We start from the raw sequence: 18,539 nt of genomic DNA, 5'->3' as shown, positions 1-18,539 counted from the left end.
GCGTATAGGCCGCCGGCTCCGGGCTGTCAACACGCAATCGGCGCCGCCGCAGCGGCGGCTCACCGGAGCGGTCCGGGCCAGGTCGAAACCGGACTTCGGCCGCTCGTCCGCGGTGTTCGGGAAGATCCGCGGGCACCGAGGCGCCGTCGCCGACAGACCTGATATGGTGAGGCTCATCGCGGATTCAAGCAGCGGGATCGCGATCGATTGATCGACACCGTGCTCCGCTCCGGCTGATCTCAGGTGGTGCTTGCCCGCCGGAGGATCAAGGATGCGCGATCCGGCCTGGCCCGCCGGCCGGGAGGGTCCGGCCGGCGGCGCACGCGATCAGCAGGCGTGGTGCACCTCCTGCAGGCCGTAGACCGGGGTCGGAATGCCCTCGTGGCGCGCCTTCAGCTGCAGGGCGAGGAACTGGGAGTAGTGGCGCGACTGGTGCAGGTTGCCGCCGTGGAACCACAGCGCCTCCTGCTGCGTGGGCTTCCACATGTTGCGCTGCTCGCCCTCCCACGGTCCCGGGTCCTTCGGGGTGTCGGAGCCGAGGCCCCAGACCTTGCCGACCGTGTCGGCGACCTCGCGGCTGACGAGATCGGCGACCCAGCCGTTCATCGAGCCGTAGCCGGTGGCGTAGACGATCACGTCCGCCGGGATCTCGCGGCCGTCCTCCAGGCGCAGCCCGGTCTCGGTGATCTCCTGCACCTGCCCGCCGACGAGCTTGATCTTGCGGTCGATGATGAGCTGCGAGGCGCCGACATCGATGTAGTAGCCCGAGCCGCGCCGCAGGTACTTCATGAACAGACCGGACTCGTCGGCCCCGAAATCGAGCCGGAACCCGGCGGCGCCGAGGTCGCGGTAGAAATCGGCATCGACCTCCCGGATCTTGTCGTAGACCGGCTTCTGGACCTCGTGCAGGAGGCGGTAGGGCAGCGAGGCGAAGATCAGGTCGGCCTTGGCGGTGGTCATGCCGCCCGCCACCGCGCGCTCGGAATAGAGGTCGCCGAGCCCGTACTCCATCAGCGAGTCCGAGCGCACGACGTGGGTCGAGGAGCGCTGCAGCATGGTGACGTCGACGCCCGCCTCGTAGAGCGCGGCGCAGATGTCGTGGGCGGAGTTGTTCGAGCCGACCACCACCACTGTCTTGCCGGCATAGGCGTCGGGCCCCGGGTGCTGCGAGGAATGGTGCTGCTCGCCCCGGAACCGCTCCATGCCCGGAAAATCCGGGATGTTGGGCTTGCCCGACATGCCGGTGGCGAAGACGAGCTGCCTGGGCCGCAGGGTGATCTCGCGCCCGTCGCGCTCGACCGTCACCGACCATTCCTGCGCCTGCGCGTCGTAGGCGGCGCGCTTGGCCGTGGTCCCGCCCCAGTAATTCAGCTCCATGACCTTGGCGTACATCTCCAGCCAGTCGCCGATCTTGTCCTTGGGCGCGAAGACCGGCCAGTTCTTCGGGAAGTCGATGTAGGGCAGGTGGTCGTACCAGACGGGGTCGTGCAGGCAGAGCGACTTGTAGCGCTTGCGCCAGCTGTCGCCGGGCCGCTCGTTCCTCTCGACGATGAGGGTGGGCACTTGGAGCTGGCGGAGCCGCGCGCCGAGCGCGATGCCGCCCTGGCCGCCGCCGATGATCAGCACGGCCGGCTGCTCGGTGTGGCCGAGGCGGGCGGCCTCCTCCTCGCGCTGCTCCTTCCAGCTCTTGGCGCCGGGATGGACCCCGTGCCGGGCGCCGAGCGGGCGGGTGAAGCCGGCCCGCTCCTCGTGGCCCTTCAGCTCGACCATCGTGGTCAGCAGCGTCCAGATCAGGTCGCCCTTGAGCCGCATCAGGCCGTAGCCGCGGGCGACCTCGGTGTCGAAGGCGATCCAGGCCTCCGTCACGCCGCCGGCCTCGGTGGGCACCTCGTCCTCGGCGAGCCGCCAGTGGCGCGGCTGCGCGTGGGGCAGGCAGTGGATGAGGAGGTCGCGCACTCCGTCGCGGCCCTCCACGGTCTTGATGTTCCAAGTGAAGGCGACGAGGTCGCGCCAGTAGCACTGGCCGGCGAACAGGGTGACGGCCTCGTCCACGTCGCCGGCCTGCAGGGCGGCGTCGAGGCGCTTGAGCACCGCCTCGACGCGGGCGGCGGGGGTTCTGTCGAGCATGGGCGTCCTCCGGAACCGGCGCCGGGCTCCACGGCCCGGTTCGCGTGGGCGCGGGGCGGTCACCACCGCGCCGCGCGCGCCGCCTCGCTGGTCGTCTCCCGGCCGAGGCGGGGCGGCACGGCGCCTCGGTCCGGTGCAACTCCGGCGGCGTTTTCGCCGCACACGCGCGGGGCCGGCGGCGGCGCATGGTGCGATCACCCCCTCGCGCGCCCTCCCCTGGGGCGGATCATGGGTCGGCGGGCCGGCCGGGCGCAAGAGCCCTACAGCCCTTGCGGCAGCCCGGCTTGCCGCAGCGCCACCGCGAGGCGGGCCGCGAGGGCGGCGTTGTTGCGCACGAGCGCGATGTTGGTCGCGAGGCTGCGCCCGCCCGTGAGGTCGAGCATGCGCCGGAGCAGGAAGGGCGTGACGGCCTTGGCGGCGATGCCCGCCTCGCGAGCCTCGGCCAGGGCGGCCTCGATGCGGGGCGCGATCTCGTCCGCCGGGATCTCGTCGGCCTCCGGCACCGGGTTGGCCACCACGATGCCGCCCGCGAGGCCCAGCGCCTCCTTGGCCCGGATCAGCGCCGCCACCGCCTCCGGCGTGTCGAGCCGCAGGGGCGCGGGAAGCCCGCTGTCGCGGCTCCAGAAGGCCGGGAAGCGGTCGGTGCCGTAGGCCACCACCGGCACACCGCGGGTTTCGAGGTATTCGAGGGTGCGGGGCAGGTCGAGGATGGCCTTGGCGCCCGCGCAGACCACGGCGACGGGCGTGCGGGCGAGTTCGTCGAGGTCGGCCGAGATGTCGAGCGTCGCCTCGACGTCCCGGTGCACGCCGCCGATGCCGCCCGTGGCGAAGACCCGGATTCCGGCGAGATGGGCGCAGATCATGGTGGCGGCCACCGTGGTCGAACCGTGCCGGCCCGCCGCCACCGCGTAGGGCAGGTCGGCGCGGCTGAGCTTCAGGACGTCCGGCGCCGTGCCGAGCCAGTCGAGCTCCGCGTCGGGCAGGCCGACCCGGATGCGCCCCGCCACCACCGCGATGGTGGCCGGCACGGCGCCGTTCCGGCGCACCTCGGCCTCGACCGCGCGGGCGGTCGCGATGTTTTGCGGGTGGGGCATGCCGTGCGTGACGATGGTGGATTCGAGCGCCACCACGGGCGCGCCCGCATCGCGCGCGGCGCGCACCTCCGGGGCGAGATCGATCGGCGCGTGGAGCATGGCGGGCCTCCCGGATGCGCGCTCAAGGCCATCGCAGATTTGGCCATCGCAGATTTCTTGCACGCGCGCGAGTATAGGGAGGGCCGGTCAGGCCTCCGACCATCCGTGCCGATCAGCGTGAGGCGGGCCCCGCCTCAGGCGAGCTGCGAGGCGAGGGTCCGGGCGAAGGAATCGATGTGCGCCGCCATCGCGGCCGCGGCCCGCTCCGGGTGGCGGGCGCGCAGCGCGTCGCGGATCGCCGCGTGCTCCTCGGCCACCTCGGCGAGGTGCTGGCCGGTGGCCAGCGACAGGGCCCAGAACCGCACCGAGCGGCCGTGCAGGCCGGCCAGCACCTCGGCGAGCACGCGGTTGCCGCTCGCCTCCGCGATCAGCGCGTGGAAGCGCCGGTCGGCGTCGAGGACCGGCCCGAGTTCGGCGATGGGGCAGGCCGGGGCCTCGGCCAGCAGCGCGTCGAGGCGCGCGAGGTCCTGGTCGCTGATCCGCTCGGCCGCGCGGGCCGCGCAGGGCGGCTCGGTCAGGCGGCGCACCTCGATGAGATGGGCGAACTCGTCCATCGAGAGCGGCTGCACCAGTACGCCCTTGCGGGGCAGGATGCGCACCAGCCCCTCGTGCATCAGCCGGTGCAGCGCCTTGTTCACGGGCGTGCGGCCGATGCCGAACTCGGCGCAGAGCGCCGCCTCGTTCACCGCGTCCCCGGGCCGAAGGCGCAGCGCCAGGATGTCGTCCTTCAGGCGCCGGTACGCGCGCTCGTTCTGCGTAACGTTTGGGCGCTCCGTTGCACGCATTCGCCTCACCAATGCCAAGCCGGCCATCTCGGCGAGCCATAGCACGTCTTGTGAAATTTCACAGGCATGGTACTTGCGAGGCAAGACGCGATGCGGCCGTTCGGGACCGCGGGAGACGTGCGATGGATAGGGTGGAACACGAGGTGAGCGCGGCCGAACTGGACGAGGGCTATCGCAGGGCGACCCTGCGGCTGATCCCCTTCCTCGTCTTCCTGTTCATCCTGGCGTGGATCGACCGGGTGAACGTCGGCTTCGCCAAGCTGCAGATGCTCTCCGACCTCAAGTTCAGCGAGGCGGTCTACGGCTTCGGCGCCGGCATCTTCTTCATCGGCTACTTCCTGTTCGAGGTGCCGAGCAACCTGCTCCTGGAGCGCATCGGCGCCCGCAAGACCCTGGCGCGGATCACCATCCTGTGGGGGCTCGCCTCGATGAGCCTCGCCTACGTGCAGTCCGAGTGGGCCTTCTACGCGGTGCGCTTCCTGATCGGCGTGTTCGAGGCCGGCTTCTTCCCGGGCGTCGTGCTGTATCTCACCTACTGGTTCCCGAGCGCACGCCGCTCGCGCATCAACGGCCTGTTCATGACCTCCTTCGCCATCGCCGGCATCGTCGGCGGGCCGATCGCGGGCGTGATCATGGGCACGATGGGGGGCGTGGGCGGCCTCGCCAACTGGCAGTGGCTGTTCATCCTGGAGGGCATCCCCTCGGTGCTGGCCGGCATCGCGGTGCTCGCCCTGCTGCCGGACCGGCCGCGGGACGCGCGCTGGCTCTCCCCGCGGGTCGCGGCCGCGATGAGCGCGCGCGTCGCCGCCGAGGGCCGCGCCGCCGGCAAGGAGGCGAGCTTCAAGGCCGCCCTGAAGGATGGCCGGGTCTGGCTCTGCGCGCTGATCTACTTCTGCATCGTCAGCGGCAACGCCACCATCGCGTTCTGGACGCCCTCGATCATCAAGGAGATGGGCGTGCGCGACGCCATCTCGATCGGCTTCCTGGCCGCGATCCCGTTCATCGCCGGCACCATCGCGATGGTGTGGAACGGCGCGCATTCCGACCGTACCGGCGAGCGGCGGCTGCACTGCGCGGCGGCGAGCCTGATCGCGGCGGCGGGTCTCGCGGCCACGGGCGCCCTGATCGGGCAGGCGGCGCTGGCGCTCGCGGCGCTCACGGTGGCGGCAATCGGCATCCTGGCGGCCTTCCCGGTGTTCTGGGCGCTACCCCAGACCTTCCTGGCCGGCACCGCGGCGGCGGGCGCCATCGCGGCGATCAACTCGATCGGCAACCTCGCGGGCTTCGTGGCGCCCTACATGGTCGGGGTCTCGACGAGCCTCACCGGCTCGGCATCGAACGGCCTCTACTTCGTGGCCGGCCTCGAATTCCTGGCCGCCCTCCTGGTCTTCGGCTTCGCCCGCTGGCACGAGAAGGCCGCGCCGACGCTCGCGCCCGCAGCCTCCTGAAAGGCAACCTCCTGTAAAGGAATGACACGATGCTGACCTTCGCGCGCAGCGCCCACGGGCGCACCGACCGGATCGCCTTCTCCCCGGAGGCGGTGGTGATCGGCGGCTGGGCGGGCCGGGACGAGGCCGCCATCCGCCACCACATCGAGGAACTCGCGGCGATCGGCGTGCCGCGGCCCTCCTCGGTGCCGGTCTACTACCGGGTGGCGGCCGAGACCCTGACGCAGGCCCCGCGCCTGACGGTGCTCGGGCCGGACACCTCGGGAGAGGTCGAGCCGGTGCTGGTCTCGCTCGCGGACGGGCTCTGGCTCGGGCTCGGCTCCGACCACACCGACCGCAAGGCCGAGACCATCGGCATCGCGCTCTCCAAGCAGCTCTGCGGCAAGCCGATCGGCACCGCGCTGTGGCGCCTCGACGAGGTGGAGGCGCACTGGGACGAGATGATCCTGCGCGCCTTCGCGACCATCGACGGCGAGCGGGTGCTCTACCAGGAGGGCCCGCTCTCGGCCCTGCGCCCCCCGCGCGACCTGATGGAGCGCCGGCCCGGCGGGCCGGACCTGCCCCCCGGCACGGTGATGTTCGGCGGCACGCTCGGCGCCATCGGCGGCATCCGCCCGGCCTCGCGCTTCGAGATGGAGCTGGAGGACCCGGTCCTCGGCCGCCGCCTCACCCACGGCTACGACGTGGTGGCCCTGCCGGTGGTGGCCTGAGGCCGTGGCGGGCGCCGTCGCGGCGGGGCTCGCCCCCGCCTTTTGGGCGGCGCTCGCCGCCAAGATGCTGGCGAGCGCCGCCGTGGTGGTGCTCGCCTCCTACGCGGTCGAGCGCGCCGGCCCCCTCGTCGGCGCGATGATCGCCACGCTGCCGCTCTCGGCCGGCCCGGCCTACGTCTTCCTCGCCCTCGATCACCCGCCGGACTTCCTGCGCGAGAGCGCCGTCGCGAGCCTGCCGGCCATCGCGGCGACGGGCCTGTTCATTCTCGCCTACGCAGCGCTCGCCCGCCGGCACGGCCTCGCGGTCTCGGTCTGCGCCGCGCTCGCGGTCTGGCTCGCCGCCGCCGCCCTCCTGCGCGCGAGCGTCACGGGGCTCGCCACGGGTGCTGCCGCGACGACGCTCGTCATCCTGGGCTGCATGGCGGCCGCCCGGTCGCTGCGCGAAGCGGCGGCGGTGCCGGTGCGCAGCGGGCGCGGGCGCGACGTGCTGATCCGCGCCGGCATCGTCATGCTGCTCGTCGCCGCCGTGATGGTGGCTGGCCGCGTGGCCGGGCCGGGCCTCGCCGGCATCCTGGCCTTCGCGCCTGTCGTGATGGTCAGCTTGGCGGTGATCCTGCATCCGCGCCTCGGCGGCCCGGCGAGCGCGACGGTGCTCGTCCTCAGCCTGCCCGGGCTCCTCGGCTTCGTGGCGGCGCTGACCGCCCTCGCCCTCACGGTCGAGCGGCTCGGCCCCGCGCTCGGCCTGTCGCTCGCCCTCCTGATCAATGCCGGCTGGAACGGAACTGTCTTGCTGATCGGCCGCCCGGCCCGCCAACCCGTGGAGACACGACCATGACCTCGATCCGCGACGACCTCGAACGCCGCCTCGCCCTCATCGAGGAGCCGGCGAGCCGCCACGTCTTCACCCTGCTCTACCCCGAGGCCGCCCGGGTGGCGGCCGACGCGGCGGATGCCAGGCGCCGGGCCGGCCTCTCGCTCGGCCCGCTCGACGGCGCCATCGTGTCGATCAAGGACCTGTTCGACGTCGCGGGCGAGCCCACGACCGCGGGCTCGGCGATCCGGCGCCGGGCCGCGCCGGCCGAGCGCGACGCCCCCGTGGTGGCGCGCCTGCGCCGGGCGGGCGCGGTCATCGTCGGCAAGACCAACATGTCCGAGTTCGCTTTCTCGGGGCTCGGGCTCAACCCGCACTGGGGCACCCCCGGCAACGCCGCGGATTCGAGCCTCGTGCCGGGCGGCTCGTCCTCGGGCGCGGGCGTCTCGGCGGCACTTGGCACCAGCGACATCGCCATCGGCACCGACACCGGCGGCTCGGTGCGCATCCCGGCGGCGCTGAACGGCGTCGTCGGCTTCAAGCCGACCGCCCGGCGCGTGCCGCTCGACGGTGCCTTCCCGCTCTCGCCCTCGCTCGATTCGATCGGCCCGCTCGCCCGCACCGTCCGGGCCTGCGCCGAGACCGACGCGGTGCTGGCCGGCGAGGAGTTCGTGCCGCTGCGCCCGGTGGGGTTGCGCGACCTGCGCATCGGCGTGCCGCGCGGCCTGCTCTTCACCGAGACCGACCCGGCCGTGGCGCAGGCGTTCGAGGCGGCGCTCGGCCGGCTCGGTGCGGCCGGCGCGCGCATCGGCGATCTGCCCTTCGACGACCTCATGGCCCGCATGGCCGAGGCGACCGCGGCGGCCCCCCTCGCGGCGATCGAGGCCGCGGAGGTCCATGCCGACTGGATCGACGCCGAGGAGGCCTCCTTCGACCCGCGGGTGCACGCCCGCATCGCGCGCGGGCGCCCGGTGACGGCGGGCACCTACATCCGGATGATGCGCGCCCGCGCCGGCCTGATCCGCACCGCCGACGACCGCCTCGCCGACGTGGACGTGATGGCGCTGCCGGCCACCGCGATCCCGGCGGTGCCGATCGCCGCGGTGGCCGAGGACGACGCCTTCACGCGCACCAACCTCCTGATGCTGCGCAACACCATGGTGGGCAACCTGTTCGACCTCACCGGCATCTCGCTGCCGCTGCCCGGACAGGCGCGGCCGGTCGGGCTGATGCTGCTCGCCCGCCACGGCCAGGATCGGCGCCTGCTGGAGATCGCCGCCGCCGCCGAGGCGCAGGTCTGCTGAAGCCGCCCTATCCCGGCGGCACCGTCCTTGCGGTATGTCGGGCGTGAAGCGCCGCCGCCCGGCCGGCGTGAAGGAATTCTTCGCGTGACCGCCTCCCCTCCCCTGCCGCGCGCCACCCGCGTGATCCGCCGGGCCGACCTCGGCCCCGGCGAGATCGTCGATCGCATCGTCCTCGATCACGGCGACCGGCACCGGCGCCGGATCGCCCTGCGCGGCCTCGGCGGCCTCGCCTTCCTGCTCGACCTGCCCGAGCCGGCGATGCTGGAGGACGGCGACGCCCTGCGGCTGGAGGACGGGCGCCTCGTCTGGGTCGAGGCGGCGCCCGAGCATCTCCTGGAGATCCGGGCGCCCGACGCCCGCGCCCTCAAGCGGCTGATCTGGCACATCGGCAACCGGCACATTCCCGCCGAGATCGGCGAGGACGCGGTGTGGATCGCCGACGACCATGTGCTCGCCGCGATGGTGGAGGGCTTGGGCGGCACGGCGCGCCCGGTCGTGCGCCCGTTCCGGCCGGAGGGCGGCGCCTATGCGGGCGGGCATGGCCACGATCATGCCCAAGGTCATGCTCAAGGTCATGCCCATCACGGCCACGCGCACGGGCACGACCACCACGATCACGCGCATCACCACGGCCACCGGCATGGCTGAGGCCGAGGCGCCGGACGCGCGGCCGGCGCGGGACGCGCTGCTGCTGCTCACCTGGCTCTCGCCCGGCTACCCGGTCGGGGCCTACGCCTACTCGCACGGGCTCGAATGGGCGGCCGAGACCGGGGACGTGCGCGACGAGGCGAGCCTGCGGGCGTGGCTCGGCGACGTGCTGGCGCACGGGGCGGCGCGCAACGACGCCATCCTGGCCGCCCACGCCCACGCGGCCGGCGCGGAGGGCGACGGGCCGGCGGGGGCGGCCCTCAACGACCTCGCCCTCGCGCTCGCGCCCTCGCGCGAACTCCACCTGGAGACGAGCCAGCAGGGGCGCTCCTTCCTCGATGCGACCTGCGCGGCATGGCCGACGCCCGGTCTGGCGGCGCTCGCCGCGCATCTGCCGGGGCCGGTGGCCTGCCCGGTGGCGGTGGGCCTCGCGGCCGGCGCGCACGGCATCGCCCGCCCGACGCTCGTCACCGGCTACCTCACGGCCTTCCTGCAAAACCTCGTCTCGGCGGCCCTGCGCCTCTCGCCCGTGGGGCAGAGCGCCGGCACGCGCGTCGTGGCGGCGCTGAGCCCGGGCATCGCTGCCGTGGCCGCCGAGGCGGGCGAGGCCTCCCTCGACGCGATCGGGGCCGCCACGCTGCGGCTCGACCTCGGCAGCTTTCGGCACGAGACGCAGTACAGCCGCATCTTCCGCTCCTGACGCGGCGACCCCGGTTGACAGCCGGCCGCGCCTGCCGCTCTATGTGCCGGATATGTAACATTATAACATTGCTAGAGCTGATGCCCTCCGATCCCCGCCTGCCCACGACCGTGCTCTCCGGCTTCCTCGGCGCCGGCAAGACCACGCTCCTCAACCACGTGCTGACCAACCGGCAGGGCCGGCGCGTGGCCGTGATCGTCAACGACATGAGCGAGGTGAACATCGATGCCGACCTCGTGCGCGGCGAGGCCGGCCTGTCGCGGACCGAGGAGCGGCTGGTGGAGCTGACCAACGGCTGCATCTGCTGCACGCTGCGCGACGACCTGCTGGCGGAGGTGCGCCGGCTCGCCGGCGAGGGCCGCTTCGACCACCTCCTGATCGAGAGCACCGGCATCTCGGAGCCGCTGCCGGTCGCCAGCACCTTCTCGTTCCGCGACGAGGCGGGCGCGAGCCTGTCCGACCTCGCGCGGCTCGACGCGATGGTGACGGTGGTGGACGCCGTGAACCTGCTCCGGGACTACGGCTCGGCCGACTTGCTGCGCGACCGCGGCGAGACGGCCGGGGAGGCGGACGCGCGCACCCTCGTCGATCTCCTGGTGGAGCAGATCGAGTTCGCCGACGTGGTGGTCGTCAACAAGGCCGGCGACGTGGACGATGGCCGCCTCGCCGAGGTGCTGGCGGTGGTGCGCGGCCTCAACGGCGACGCCCGGATCGTGACCGCCGATCACGGGCGGGTGCCGCTCGGTGCGGTGCTCGACACCGGCCTCTACAGCGAGGAACGGTCGCAGCGCCACCCGCTCTGGTACCGCGAGCTCTACGCCCCCGAGGCGCACCGGCCGGAAACCGAGGAGTACGGCGTCCGGTCCTTCGTCTACCGGGCGCGGCGGCCGTTCCATCCGGCGCGGCTCGACGCGGTGCTGCGCCGGACGTGGCCGGGGCTGATCCGCGCCAAGGGGCATTTCTGGCTCGCCACGCGCCCGGACTGGGTCGGCGAGTTCTCGCTCGCCGGGGCGATCGCCCGCACGGGCGCGCTCGGCCGCTGGTGGGCGGCGATCCCGGCCCGGCACTGGCCGGACCACCCGGAGTGGCGCCGGCTCCTCGACCGGCACTGGAGCCCGGTCTGGGGCGACCGCCGCCAGGAACTGGTCTTCATCGGCCTCGGCCTCGACGAGGCGGCGATCCGCGCCGCGCTCGACGCCTGCCTCGTCGGCGCGGCGGCCCCGGCGCGGTTCGAGCCGGACCGCTTCCGCCACCTGCCCGATCCCTTCCCCGCCTGGAGGCCGGCGGCCTGAGATGGGCTACGTCACGCTCCGGACGTGGCGGCAGCGCTCCGCCGCGACCGCCGCCCGGGCCGCCACGCTCAAGGCCCGGCTCGCGGCGGCGCTCGACCTCGGGCCGCAGGACGCCCTCTCGGTCACCGAGGTCGCCTGCGCGGATCCCGCCTGCGCCGGACTTGAGACCGTGGTACTGGTCCTGCGGGCGGGCGAGCCGAGCCGGGCGATCCGCCTCGCCTGCGCGCTCGACGCGGTCGACGACGAGGCGATCTGGGCGGCCTGCGAGGGGGAGCGGCTGCAGCGCAGGCGCTGAGCCGCAGCGGATTGCCGAAGCCCGTCCGCGATGTCAGGGTCGCGCCCGGAGCCGGTCCCGGCTCCGCCATCCCGGAACCCGGCCGAACGGCGACGCGCAAGCAGCATGACGACACCTGGACACGGCCCCCTGCGGGTCGGCATCGGCGGCCCGGTCGGGTCGGGCAAGACGGCGCTGATGGAGGGGCTCTGCAAGGCCCTGCGCGCCCGCTACGACCTCTGCGCCATCACCAACGACATCTACACCAAGGAGGATGCGCGCCTCCTCACGGTGGCGGGCGCGCTGCCGGAGGAGCGGATCATGGGCGTCGAGACCGGCGGCTGCCCGCACACCGCCATCCGCGAGGACGCCTCGATCAACCTCGCGGCGGTGGCCGAGATGCGCCGCCGCTTTCCCGCCCTCGACCTGATCCTGATCGAGTCGGGGGGCGACAACCTCGCGGCGACGTTCTCGCCCGAACTCGCGGACCTGACGCTCTACGTCATCGACGTGGCGGGCGGCGAAAAAATCCCGCGCAAGGGCGGCCCGGGCATCACCCGCTCCGACCTCCTCGTCATCAACAAGACCGACCTCGCCCCCCTGGTCGGGGCCGATCTCGGCGTGATGGAGGAGGACACCCGCCGGATGCGCGGCCGGCGCCCCTACGTCTTCACCAGTCTGCGCGAGGGCAAGGGCGTGGAGGAGGTGGCCCGCTTCGTGGTGGAGGCGGGAGGGCTGTAGGGCCGGGGCGCTTCGGACCCGTTACCGGGCGGTTCCGAGCCCCGTCGCAAGCCCTGTCGATGATACGGCGGTGGGCTCCGGGTGACCGCGACCGAACTGGCTGGCGGCAGCCGCATGGGAGGCTGAGTCGTCGCTTGCCAAGATCGCAGCGCAGCAGCCTTTGTCGATGCCAAACGATCGAGCCCAAGTGGCTGAAGGCAAAGCAGCCCGCCGATCGAGGCGATGACGATGGAAACGCGTGATCGCTCCCCAAGGGCAGACTGCCCTGTGTTCACGGCATAACCCGGAATCACGGTCGCATCCGGCGTCGAACGAGCGATGATCCACTGACACCGAAAACACAGCCGCGCCGCGGTTACAAGCGAGGACGGAGAAGCGAATGAAGCCCGCTCCCCTTACCCCTGCCCCGAACGACGCTGAACAGCGCAAGGCGGTCAAGCCGGTCATCTGCTATCCGACCGATGCACTGCCGCGTCCTGATCTCTCCGCCTATCGCGCCCTTCGCGATGATCTGGAACTGATCGAGACGGTCGTCATTCCGCCCCGCGATGCGGCGACATGGGAAGTCCCGGCCGGCCACTTCTGCCGCCTTGTCTGCCCGGAAGGTCCGCAGGTCGGCGACCTCAACCTCCATAACCTCCATGACATCGACGAGCGCTTTTACAGCGGCAAGACACGGGCACTGAATGGCACCCATGTCGGCCTCGGCGACCAGCTCTTCTCGAACTTCCCCTACCTTCGTCCGATCGCCACCATCACCCACGATACACTCGACTGGTACGGCTTCGACGCCTTCGGCGGTTCCGTTCACGATGTCATCGGGACGCGCTGCGATCCCTATACCCACAATCTGCTCAGCCATGGCGGCCAGTATCACCATTGCTGTCATTCCAACCTGACGCGGGCGCTGGCGAAACGGACGGGCTTGTCTCTCCAGGACGCCGAGCCTCATGTTCACGACGTGCTCAATCTCTTCATGTGCACCGGATTCACCCGCGATACCGGACAGTATTTCATGAAGGCGAGCCCCGTGCGCAAGGGTGACTATCTTGAGTTCTTCGCGGAGATAGACCTCCTCGGAAACATGTCCGCCTGCCCTGGCGGCGATTGCTCGGCGGAGCATTCATCGGATTCCGCAGAGTGCCACCCGCTGGCCGTCGAAATCCACCGGCCGCAGTGTCTGCCTGACGGATGGACGCCGCCGCAGCTCAACGGATATGACCGGAGCCACGGGAGGTGATGCCCCGAAGCGGGGCGCGGCGAGCTTCTCGGAGCGCGCGTCCGCGCTCCTCCCACGCGCCCCGGCGGCGGAAGAGGATCGCACGGGTGACAGCGTCATCCGGCGCCCGCAGGGTGCGGATGGCCGAGGGCGTGGCCTGCCGGCGCTTCAGCCTGATCCCGCCGGCCTCGCCGGATAGACCGGTGCCGCGACGGCCGGCGCCTCGACCCGGCGGCAGAGATAGACCTCCTCCTCCGGGTGCGCCGTGATGGCGAAGCCCGCCGCGCGCAGCATCGCCTCGGTGCAGGCGCGGTTGGGCGCCCACCAGTTCGTCGGGTCGCCCGCGTAACGCTGCTCGATGAAGTGCAGCTTCGGGTAGTCCGGCCGGTCGAAATGCCCGGTCTCGAAGAAATCGTAGTCGGCCTCGACCGGCGAGACCGTCCTGGCCCCGCGCTGCATCGACTGGAACACCAAGAGATCCGCGCAGGCATGCGCGTGGATGAGATCGAGGGCGAGGAGCGGGTGGCGCAGGTGGTAGAGCACGCCCATGAACAGCACCACGTCGAAGCGCTCCCCCAGCGCCGCCACGTCGTAGACCGAGCCCTGCCGGAACTCGATCTCCGCCCCGAGCGCCTCGGCGGCGAAGCGGCCCTGCGCGAGGTAGTCCGGATCCTCGTCGAGGCCGACCACGCGGGCGGCCCCCCGCCGCTTCATCTCGATCGCGTAGAAGCCGCCGTTGCAGCCGATGTCGAGCACGCTCCGGCCGGTGAGGTCCTGCGGAATGGCGTGCGCGAAGCCGCGCCACTTCACGTCCGGATAGTTGCCCAGGAAGTGGTCGGGCGCCGTGAACACGCCGGGCGCGATCTCGATGTTGTGGAACCAGGGGCCGAGGGACGCGGCCCGGGCGCGCAGGTCGTCCGCCCGGCTCATGCCGCCATCCGCTCGTTGATGCTCTCGACCTTGGCGCCCCACTCCCCGAGCACCAGCACGCTCACGGAGGCCGGGCTGACCTCGAAGCGCCCCATCCCGTCCGCCGCGAGGCCGAGCGCGTAGGCGAGGAGGAGCTTGATCACGTCCGCGTGGCTCACCAGCGCGAGGCGGGCCTCGCCGTGCGCGCGGCGCAGCTCCTCCAGGCCCAGCACCGCGCGGCTCTGCGCCTCCAGGATGGTCTCGCCGCCGGGCGGGCGGGTGACGTGGCGGGCATTGTTCCATCCGTCCCAGCGCGGATCACCGTGCAGCTCCTCGAAGCTGCGGCCGGACCACTCGCCGAAATCGATCTCGTTCAGGGCCGACAGGGTGTGCAGGGGCAGCCCGGTGCGGGCGGCGAGCGGGGACGCGGTCTCCTGCGCCCGCTCCAGCGGGCTCGCGTAGATCGCCGCGAGGCCCTCGCCCGCGAGCCGCCCGGCGAGCCGCCCGGCCTGCGCCCGCCCCTCCTCGCCGAGCGTCACCCCCGGCATCCGTCCGCACAGCGTCCGGTCGAGATGAGCGTGGGCGGCATGCCGCACGAGATAGAAGGTCGTCGTCATGCGTCGGGGGTCTCCGGGCAGGCATCCGGCACCAGATAGGGGCAGAGCGGGCGGCGGCCATGCCTGTCGACGATGCTCCGGGGGAGCATATCGACGGAGCAGCACGCGGCCCCGTCAGCGGCTCCTTCACCGGACCCAGCACAGGGAAGCCCCCCACGCGAGAGAGGGGCTTCCCTGCGCCAGGTCCGGGGTGGGTGCAGCCGCGGGACACAGGTTGTTGACCGACACGCCGGCGTGGCCGCAGATGCACGGCGGAGCTTCGGAGCGCCGGATGCCCTTCAACTCCCTCGCGTTCCTCCTGCTCTTCCTGCCCCTCGCGCTCGGGCTGCACGCGCTCTGCCTCGCGCGGGGACCGGGCTGGCGCGTGCCGCTCCTCGTCGGGCTGTCGGCGGCCTACTACGCGTGGTGGGACCTGCGGGCGCTGCCGCTCCTCGCCGGCTCGGTGGTGCTCAACTGGCTCGCGGGGGAGGCCTATTGGCGCACCAAGCGCCGCGCGATCGTGGGTTTGGCGCTGACCCTCGACCTCGCCCTCCTCGCCCTGTTCAAGTATCTCGGCTTCTTCGCCGAGCTGATCGACGCCGTGTCGGGCGCCGGCCTGTCGCGGCCGGACTGGATCCTGCCGCTCGGCATCTCGTTCTTCACCTTCCAGCACATCGCCTATCTGGTCGATCTCGTGCGCGGCACGGCGCGGCCGATGCGCCTGCTCGACTACGCGCTGACCGTGGCGTTCTTTCCCCGGGTGATCGCCGGCCCGCTGGTGCGCCCGGCCGAGATCGCCCCGCAATGGCGGGCTCTCCCGCCGATCCTCGACGAGGCGGTGGCGCGCGGATTGCTGCTGCTCGCCGCCGGTCTCGCCAAGAAGGTGTTTCTCGGCGACGGGCTCGGGGCCTTCGTCGATCCGCTCTGGGCGCAGGCCGCGGCGGGAGAGGGTCTGAGCGCCGCCGCCGCCCTGCAGGCGACGCTCGGCTACACCCTGCAGCTCTACTTCGACTTCTCGGGCTACACCGACATGGCGCTCGGGCTCGCCCTGATGTTCGGCGTGCGGCTGCCGGAGAATTTTCGCACGCCCTACCGGGCGACCTCGATCCAAGACTTCTGGCGGCGCTGGCACATCACCCTGTCGTTCTTCCTGCGCGACTACCTCTACATCCCCTTCGGCGGCAGCCGGCACGGCCTGCCGCGGCAGGTCGGCGCGCTCCTCGCCACCATGACGCTCGGCGGCCTGTGGCACGGCGCGGGCCTCACCTTCGTGGCCTGGGGCGTGCTCCACGGCGCCGCGCTCGCGCTCCACGTCCTGTGGCGGCGGGCGGGCCTCGCCCTGCCGGGCTGGCTCGGCTGGGCCTGCACCTTCGCGTTCGTCGCGCTGGCCTGGGTGCCCTTCCGGGCGCCGGATTTCGCCACGATGCTCGCGGTCTATCGCGGGCTTCTCGGGCTCGGCGGCGAGGCCGGCGCCGCGGCGGAGTTCTGGCCGCTCGCCCTCCTCGGCCTCGTGCTCGCGCTCGTCGGACCCACCGCCCACGACGCGACGGCGCGGCTGCGCCTCACCGGCTGGGCGGCGGCGGCGACCGCCCTCGTCCTGGCCGCCGTGCTGCTCCAAGTCGGCAACGACGCCAACCAGGCCTTCATCTATGCGCGCTTCTGAGACCGGGGGCCTCGGGCCGGGCCGCTTCCTCGCCGCGACCGCGCTGACGCTCGCCCTCCTTCTCGCGATGGTGGCCGCGCGGGTGGTGTGGTTCGACGCCTACTGGGTCTTCCGCGCCGACCCGCCCTGGCGCGCGGCGACCGAGGGCGGCAGCCGGCTCATCGACCGGCAGACCCGCCGCGCCAAGGTGCTCCAGGCCCTCACGCGCCCCTACGGCCTCGCGCTCATCGGCAGTTCCACCACCTATCACGGCCTCGACCCGGACGACGTCGACACGGTGCCGGCCGGCACCGTCTACAATGCCGGCATCTCGGCGATCATCGCGAGCGAGCTGCCCCTGGTGGCGGCCGTCGTGGCGGCGCGGCCGGACGTCACCCGGGCGGTGCTCGGGCTCGACTACTACATGTTCTCGCGCCCCACCGTGCCGGTGCATCTCGACCCCTCGCTCGCGACCGCGACCGGCCGGCTCACCGCGCTGATGGGCAGCGTGCTCGGCCGCTACGCCATCGAGGACAGCCGGCTGGAGGCCGTCGAGGGCAGCGAGGATCCGGGCGCCTGGACCTATGCGGGCTTCCGGGTGACGCCGCCGCTGCCGGCCGCACTCACCCGCGAGAACGATGCGGCCCGGCGGCGCAGCACCGCGCCGTTCCGGCCCGAGACCCTGGCGAGCCTCGACCGCGTGCTGGAGCACCTGCGCCACCTGCAGGTCGACGTCGTCCTGTCGCCGGTGAACGAGGCGCAGCGGCGGGTCCTGGCCGACCTCGGGCTGATGGACGATTTCGCCCGCTGGCGGGCGGCGGTGGCGGCTTTGGGCGCCCGGCACGGGGTCCGGGTCCTCGACCTCTCGGACCTCGGCACCCACTACCCCTTCGATCCCGCCCGGGGCTCGACGGCGGCGTGGCTCGACAACCTGCACTACACGCCGCTGATCGGCCGCCTCGTCCTCGAACGGCTGGGCCTGCGCCGGGCACCCGGGACGCCGTGACGGACAACCGGGCCCTCGGGCTCGCCCCGCCCGCGAAACCCTCCGCCCTGCGGCGCCACGCGCGGCTCGCCGCGTCGGTGCCGGCGCGGGCGGACATCGTGCTGGTGGGCGATTCCCTCGCCGCCGGCTGGCCCTCCGGTCACCTGCCGGCCGGGGCCTTCAACTTCGGCCTGCCGGGCGACCGCATCCAGACCACCCGCTGGCGCCTGCGCGCCGTCCCTCTCGGGCACCTGCGCCCGCGCACGGCGCTCCTCTGGCTCGGCACCAACAACCTGCGCGACGGCGATCCCGTCGCGGAGATCCTCGCCGGCCTCGCGGCATTGGGACAGGACCTGCGGCGGCTCTGGCCGGAGGCCGCGCTCGTGCACGTCACGGTGCCGTGGCGCGCGCCCGTCCTGGGCCGGGCCGCGGGCGACCGCGCGGCGCTCAACGCCGGGCTCGCGGCCCTCGCGGACGGCGGCCTCCTCGACGCCGACGCGCTCCTCGGCACGGAGGTGCGGGCGGCGCGCCACCTGATGGCGGACCGCCTCCACCTCAACGCCGCGGGCTACGCCGTGATGGGCGGCGCCCTCGTGGAGCTCCTCAGCCCCGGGTCAGGGTCACGTCCAGCGCCGGGCGGTGGTTGAGGGTCTGGAAGACCACGCAGTAGCGCTCGGTCAGCTTGAGGAGCTGGTCGATCTTGTCCTGGGGGGCGTCGCTCTCGACCTCGAAGGCGAGGCGGATGGTGCGGAAGCCCACCGGCGCCTCCTTGTCGACCCCGAGCGTGCCGCGGAAGTCGAGGTCGCCCTCGGCCTTCACCACGCCCCGGCGCAGGGGGATCTCCAGCGCGGTGGCGACCGCCTTCAGGGTCACGCCCGCGCAGGCGACCAGCGCTTCGAGCAGCATGTCGCCCGAGCAGAGCTCGGCGCCCGAGCCGCCGCTCGCCGGGTGCAGGCCCGCCACCGCGAGCGCCCGGCCGGTCTCGACCTTGCAGGCGATGCCGGACTCGTCGAGGGAGCCCTGCGCCGTCAGGGTGATCACCGCGGCGTCGGGGTCGGAGCGGTAGCGGTCCTTGATCGGGGCCTGCAGGGCGCGGAGGGCGGTGGCGTCCATGTCGTGTCCTCGTTCATCGCAGCGTCGCGCGCCTTAGCACCG

Annotated in this window: 20 protein-coding genes; 14 read left to right on the top strand and 6 right to left on the bottom strand. The window is 72.9% G+C overall.

Features of this window, described 5'->3' with window-relative positions; translation table 11 throughout:
* The coding region (locus ACKUB9_RS30475; protein ID WP_407529804.1) for a hypothetical protein at positions 1-211 on the top strand (211 nt) is incomplete at its 5' end.
* Positions 212-327: 116 nt separating this feature from the next.
* On the opposite strand, the gene ACKUB9_RS30470 is transcribed toward ACKUB9_RS30475, so the two are convergent.
* The 3 genes from ACKUB9_RS30470 to ACKUB9_RS30460 form a co-directional block, all read right to left on the bottom strand.
* Positions 328-2,127, bottom strand: a complete 1,800-nt coding sequence (locus ACKUB9_RS30470; RefSeq protein WP_407529806.1) for an NAD(P)/FAD-dependent oxidoreductase — start codon at positions 2,125-2,127, stop codon at positions 328-330.
* Between the two features lie 260 nt (positions 2,128-2,387).
* Positions 2,388-3,320 carry a pseudouridine-5'-phosphate glycosidase gene (locus ACKUB9_RS30465; RefSeq protein ID WP_407529807.1) on the bottom strand — a complete coding sequence of 311 codons (933 nt, stop codon included), beginning with the start codon at positions 3,318-3,320 and terminating at the stop codon, positions 2,388-2,390.
* A 134-nt stretch (positions 3,321-3,454) separates the two neighbouring features.
* On the bottom strand, positions 3,455-4,105 hold the full coding sequence (locus ACKUB9_RS30460) for a GntR family transcriptional regulator (RefSeq protein WP_407529809.1): 651 nt from the start codon (positions 4,103-4,105) through the stop codon (positions 3,455-3,457).
* 122 nt (positions 4,106-4,227) lie between these two features.
* On the opposite strand from ACKUB9_RS30460, the gene ACKUB9_RS30455 reads away from it, so the two are divergent.
* From ACKUB9_RS30455 to ACKUB9_RS30410, 10 genes are all read left to right on the top strand, one after another.
* Positions 4,228-5,553: an MFS transporter gene (locus ACKUB9_RS30455; protein ID WP_407529811.1), complete on the top strand. Its 1,326-nt coding sequence runs from the start codon at positions 4,228-4,230 to the stop codon at positions 5,551-5,553.
* 29 nt (positions 5,554-5,582) lie between these two features.
* A complete protein-coding gene (locus tag ACKUB9_RS30450) occupies positions 5,583-6,263 on the top strand; it encodes a DUF2848 domain-containing protein (RefSeq protein ID WP_407529814.1) in 681 nt (226 codons plus the stop codon).
* Between the two features lie 4 nt (positions 6,264-6,267).
* Positions 6,268-7,098: a hypothetical protein gene (locus ACKUB9_RS30445; protein ID WP_407529817.1), complete on the top strand. Its 831-nt coding sequence runs from the start codon at positions 6,268-6,270 to the stop codon at positions 7,096-7,098.
* Positions 7,095-8,378 carry an amidase gene (locus ACKUB9_RS30440; protein WP_407529820.1) on the top strand — a complete coding sequence of 428 codons (1,284 nt, stop codon included), beginning with the start codon at positions 7,095-7,097 and terminating at the stop codon, positions 8,376-8,378. The genes ACKUB9_RS30445 and ACKUB9_RS30440 overlap by 4 nt, the downstream gene beginning before the upstream one ends.
* A 102-nt stretch (positions 8,379-8,480) precedes the next feature.
* Positions 8,481-9,026, top strand: coding sequence for an urease accessory protein UreE (locus tag ACKUB9_RS30435; protein ID WP_407529881.1), 546 nt, complete (start codon positions 8,481-8,483; stop codon positions 9,024-9,026).
* Complete coding sequence (locus ACKUB9_RS30430) at positions 9,019-9,726, top strand: urease accessory protein UreF (protein WP_407529883.1); 708 nt, start codon at positions 9,019-9,021, stop codon at positions 9,724-9,726. Before ACKUB9_RS30435 ends, ACKUB9_RS30430 begins: the two co-directional genes overlap by 8 nt.
* Before the next feature lie 80 nt (positions 9,727-9,806).
* Positions 9,807-11,018: a GTP-binding protein gene (locus tag ACKUB9_RS30425; RefSeq protein ID WP_407529822.1), complete on the top strand. Its 1,212-nt coding sequence runs from the start codon at positions 9,807-9,809 to the stop codon at positions 11,016-11,018.
* A gap of 1 nt (position 11,019) precedes the next feature.
* A complete protein-coding gene (locus ACKUB9_RS30420; protein WP_407529825.1) occupies positions 11,020-11,313 on the top strand; it encodes a hypothetical protein in 294 nt (97 codons plus the stop codon).
* A 105-nt stretch (positions 11,314-11,418) separates the two neighbouring features.
* A complete protein-coding gene (gene ureG, locus ACKUB9_RS30415) occupies positions 11,419-12,033 on the top strand; it encodes an urease accessory protein UreG (RefSeq protein WP_407529828.1) in 615 nt (204 codons plus the stop codon).
* A gap of 379 nt (positions 12,034-12,412) precedes the next feature.
* Positions 12,413-13,273 (top strand): urea carboxylase-associated family protein, encoded by an 861-nt coding sequence (locus ACKUB9_RS30410; protein WP_407529831.1) that lies wholly within the window; start codon positions 12,413-12,415, stop codon positions 13,271-13,273.
* Positions 13,274-13,420: 147 nt separating this feature from the next.
* On the opposite strand, the gene ACKUB9_RS30405 is transcribed toward ACKUB9_RS30410, so the two are convergent.
* Both ACKUB9_RS30405 and ACKUB9_RS30400 read right to left on the bottom strand, forming a co-directional pair.
* Positions 13,421-14,182 (bottom strand): TIGR04290 family methyltransferase, encoded by a 762-nt coding sequence (locus ACKUB9_RS30405; protein ID WP_407529834.1) that lies wholly within the window; start codon positions 14,180-14,182, stop codon positions 13,421-13,423.
* Complete coding sequence (locus tag ACKUB9_RS30400; RefSeq protein WP_407529836.1) at positions 14,179-14,778, bottom strand: histidine phosphatase family protein; 600 nt, start codon at positions 14,776-14,778, stop codon at positions 14,179-14,181. Before ACKUB9_RS30400 ends, ACKUB9_RS30405 begins: the two co-directional genes overlap by 4 nt.
* A 271-nt stretch (positions 14,779-15,049) precedes the next feature.
* Here ACKUB9_RS30400 and ACKUB9_RS30395 point away from each other — a divergent pair, with 271 nt between their 5' ends.
* The 3 genes from ACKUB9_RS30395 to ACKUB9_RS30385 are packed head-to-tail and all read left to right on the top strand — an operon-like array spanning position 15,050 to position 18,031.
* Entirely contained in the window at positions 15,050-16,420 is a 1,371-nt protein-coding gene (locus ACKUB9_RS30395; protein WP_407529839.1) for an MBOAT family O-acyltransferase, read from the top strand.
* On the top strand, positions 16,407-17,405 hold the full coding sequence (locus tag ACKUB9_RS30390) for an SGNH/GDSL hydrolase family protein (protein ID WP_407529841.1): 999 nt from the start codon (positions 16,407-16,409) through the stop codon (positions 17,403-17,405). The genes ACKUB9_RS30395 and ACKUB9_RS30390 overlap by 14 nt, the downstream gene beginning before the upstream one ends.
* Positions 17,402-18,031, top strand: a complete 630-nt coding sequence (locus ACKUB9_RS30385; protein WP_407529844.1) for a GDSL-type esterase/lipase family protein — start codon at positions 17,402-17,404, stop codon at positions 18,029-18,031. Before ACKUB9_RS30390 ends, ACKUB9_RS30385 begins: the two co-directional genes overlap by 4 nt.
* On the opposite strand, the gene ACKUB9_RS30380 is transcribed toward ACKUB9_RS30385, so the two are convergent.
* On the bottom strand, positions 17,988-18,497 hold the full coding sequence (locus ACKUB9_RS30380; protein WP_407529846.1) for an OsmC family protein: 510 nt from the start codon (positions 18,495-18,497) through the stop codon (positions 17,988-17,990). The genes ACKUB9_RS30385 and ACKUB9_RS30380 overlap by 44 nt on opposite strands.
* Between the last annotated feature and the right edge of the window lie 42 nt (positions 18,498-18,539).

The sequence above is a fragment of the Methylobacterium oryzisoli genome, from assembly GCF_046557895.1.
Classification (GTDB): Bacteria; Pseudomonadota; Alphaproteobacteria; order Rhizobiales; family Beijerinckiaceae; genus Methylobacterium; species Methylobacterium oryzisoli.
Note: the sequence above shows the minus strand (reverse complement) of the source record. Positions and strands in the feature narration are given on the sequence as shown.

Coding starts and splice junctions, on each gene's coding strand:
- ACKUB9_RS30460 (WP_407529809.1), bottom strand. CDS start 4,105: ATGCGTGCAACGGAGCGCCCAAACGTTACGCAGAACGAGCGCGCGTAC.
- ACKUB9_RS30390 (WP_407529841.1), top strand. CDS start 16,407: ATGCGCGCTTCTGAGACCGGGGGCCTCGGGCCGGGCCGCTTCCTCGCC.
- ACKUB9_RS30440 (WP_407529820.1), top strand. CDS start 7,095: ATGACCTCGATCCGCGACGACCTCGAACGCCGCCTCGCCCTCATCGAG.
- ACKUB9_RS30420 (WP_407529825.1), top strand. CDS start 11,020: ATGGGCTACGTCACGCTCCGGACGTGGCGGCAGCGCTCCGCCGCGACC.
- ACKUB9_RS30430 (WP_407529883.1), top strand. CDS start 9,019: ATGGCTGAGGCCGAGGCGCCGGACGCGCGGCCGGCGCGGGACGCGCTG.
- ureG (WP_407529828.1), top strand. CDS start 11,419: ATGACGACACCTGGACACGGCCCCCTGCGGGTCGGCATCGGCGGCCCG.
- ACKUB9_RS30395 (WP_407529839.1), top strand. CDS start 15,050: ATGCCCTTCAACTCCCTCGCGTTCCTCCTGCTCTTCCTGCCCCTCGCG.
- ACKUB9_RS30405 (WP_407529834.1), bottom strand. CDS start 14,182: ATGAGCCGGGCGGACGACCTGCGCGCCCGGGCCGCGTCCCTCGGCCCC.
- ACKUB9_RS30425 (WP_407529822.1), top strand. CDS start 9,807: ATGCCCTCCGATCCCCGCCTGCCCACGACCGTGCTCTCCGGCTTCCTC.
- ACKUB9_RS30455 (WP_407529811.1), top strand. CDS start 4,228: ATGGATAGGGTGGAACACGAGGTGAGCGCGGCCGAACTGGACGAGGGC.
- ACKUB9_RS30410 (WP_407529831.1), top strand. CDS start 12,413: ATGAAGCCCGCTCCCCTTACCCCTGCCCCGAACGACGCTGAACAGCGC.
- ACKUB9_RS30465 (WP_407529807.1), bottom strand. CDS start 3,320: ATGCTCCACGCGCCGATCGATCTCGCCCCGGAGGTGCGCGCCGCGCGC.
- ACKUB9_RS30400 (WP_407529836.1), bottom strand. CDS start 14,778: ATGACGACGACCTTCTATCTCGTGCGGCATGCCGCCCACGCTCATCTC.
- ACKUB9_RS30470 (WP_407529806.1), bottom strand. CDS start 2,127: ATGCTCGACAGAACCCCCGCCGCCCGCGTCGAGGCGGTGCTCAAGCGC.
- ACKUB9_RS30450 (WP_407529814.1), top strand. CDS start 5,583: ATGCTGACCTTCGCGCGCAGCGCCCACGGGCGCACCGACCGGATCGCC.
- ACKUB9_RS30380 (WP_407529846.1), bottom strand. CDS start 18,497: ATGGACGCCACCGCCCTCCGCGCCCTGCAGGCCCCGATCAAGGACCGC.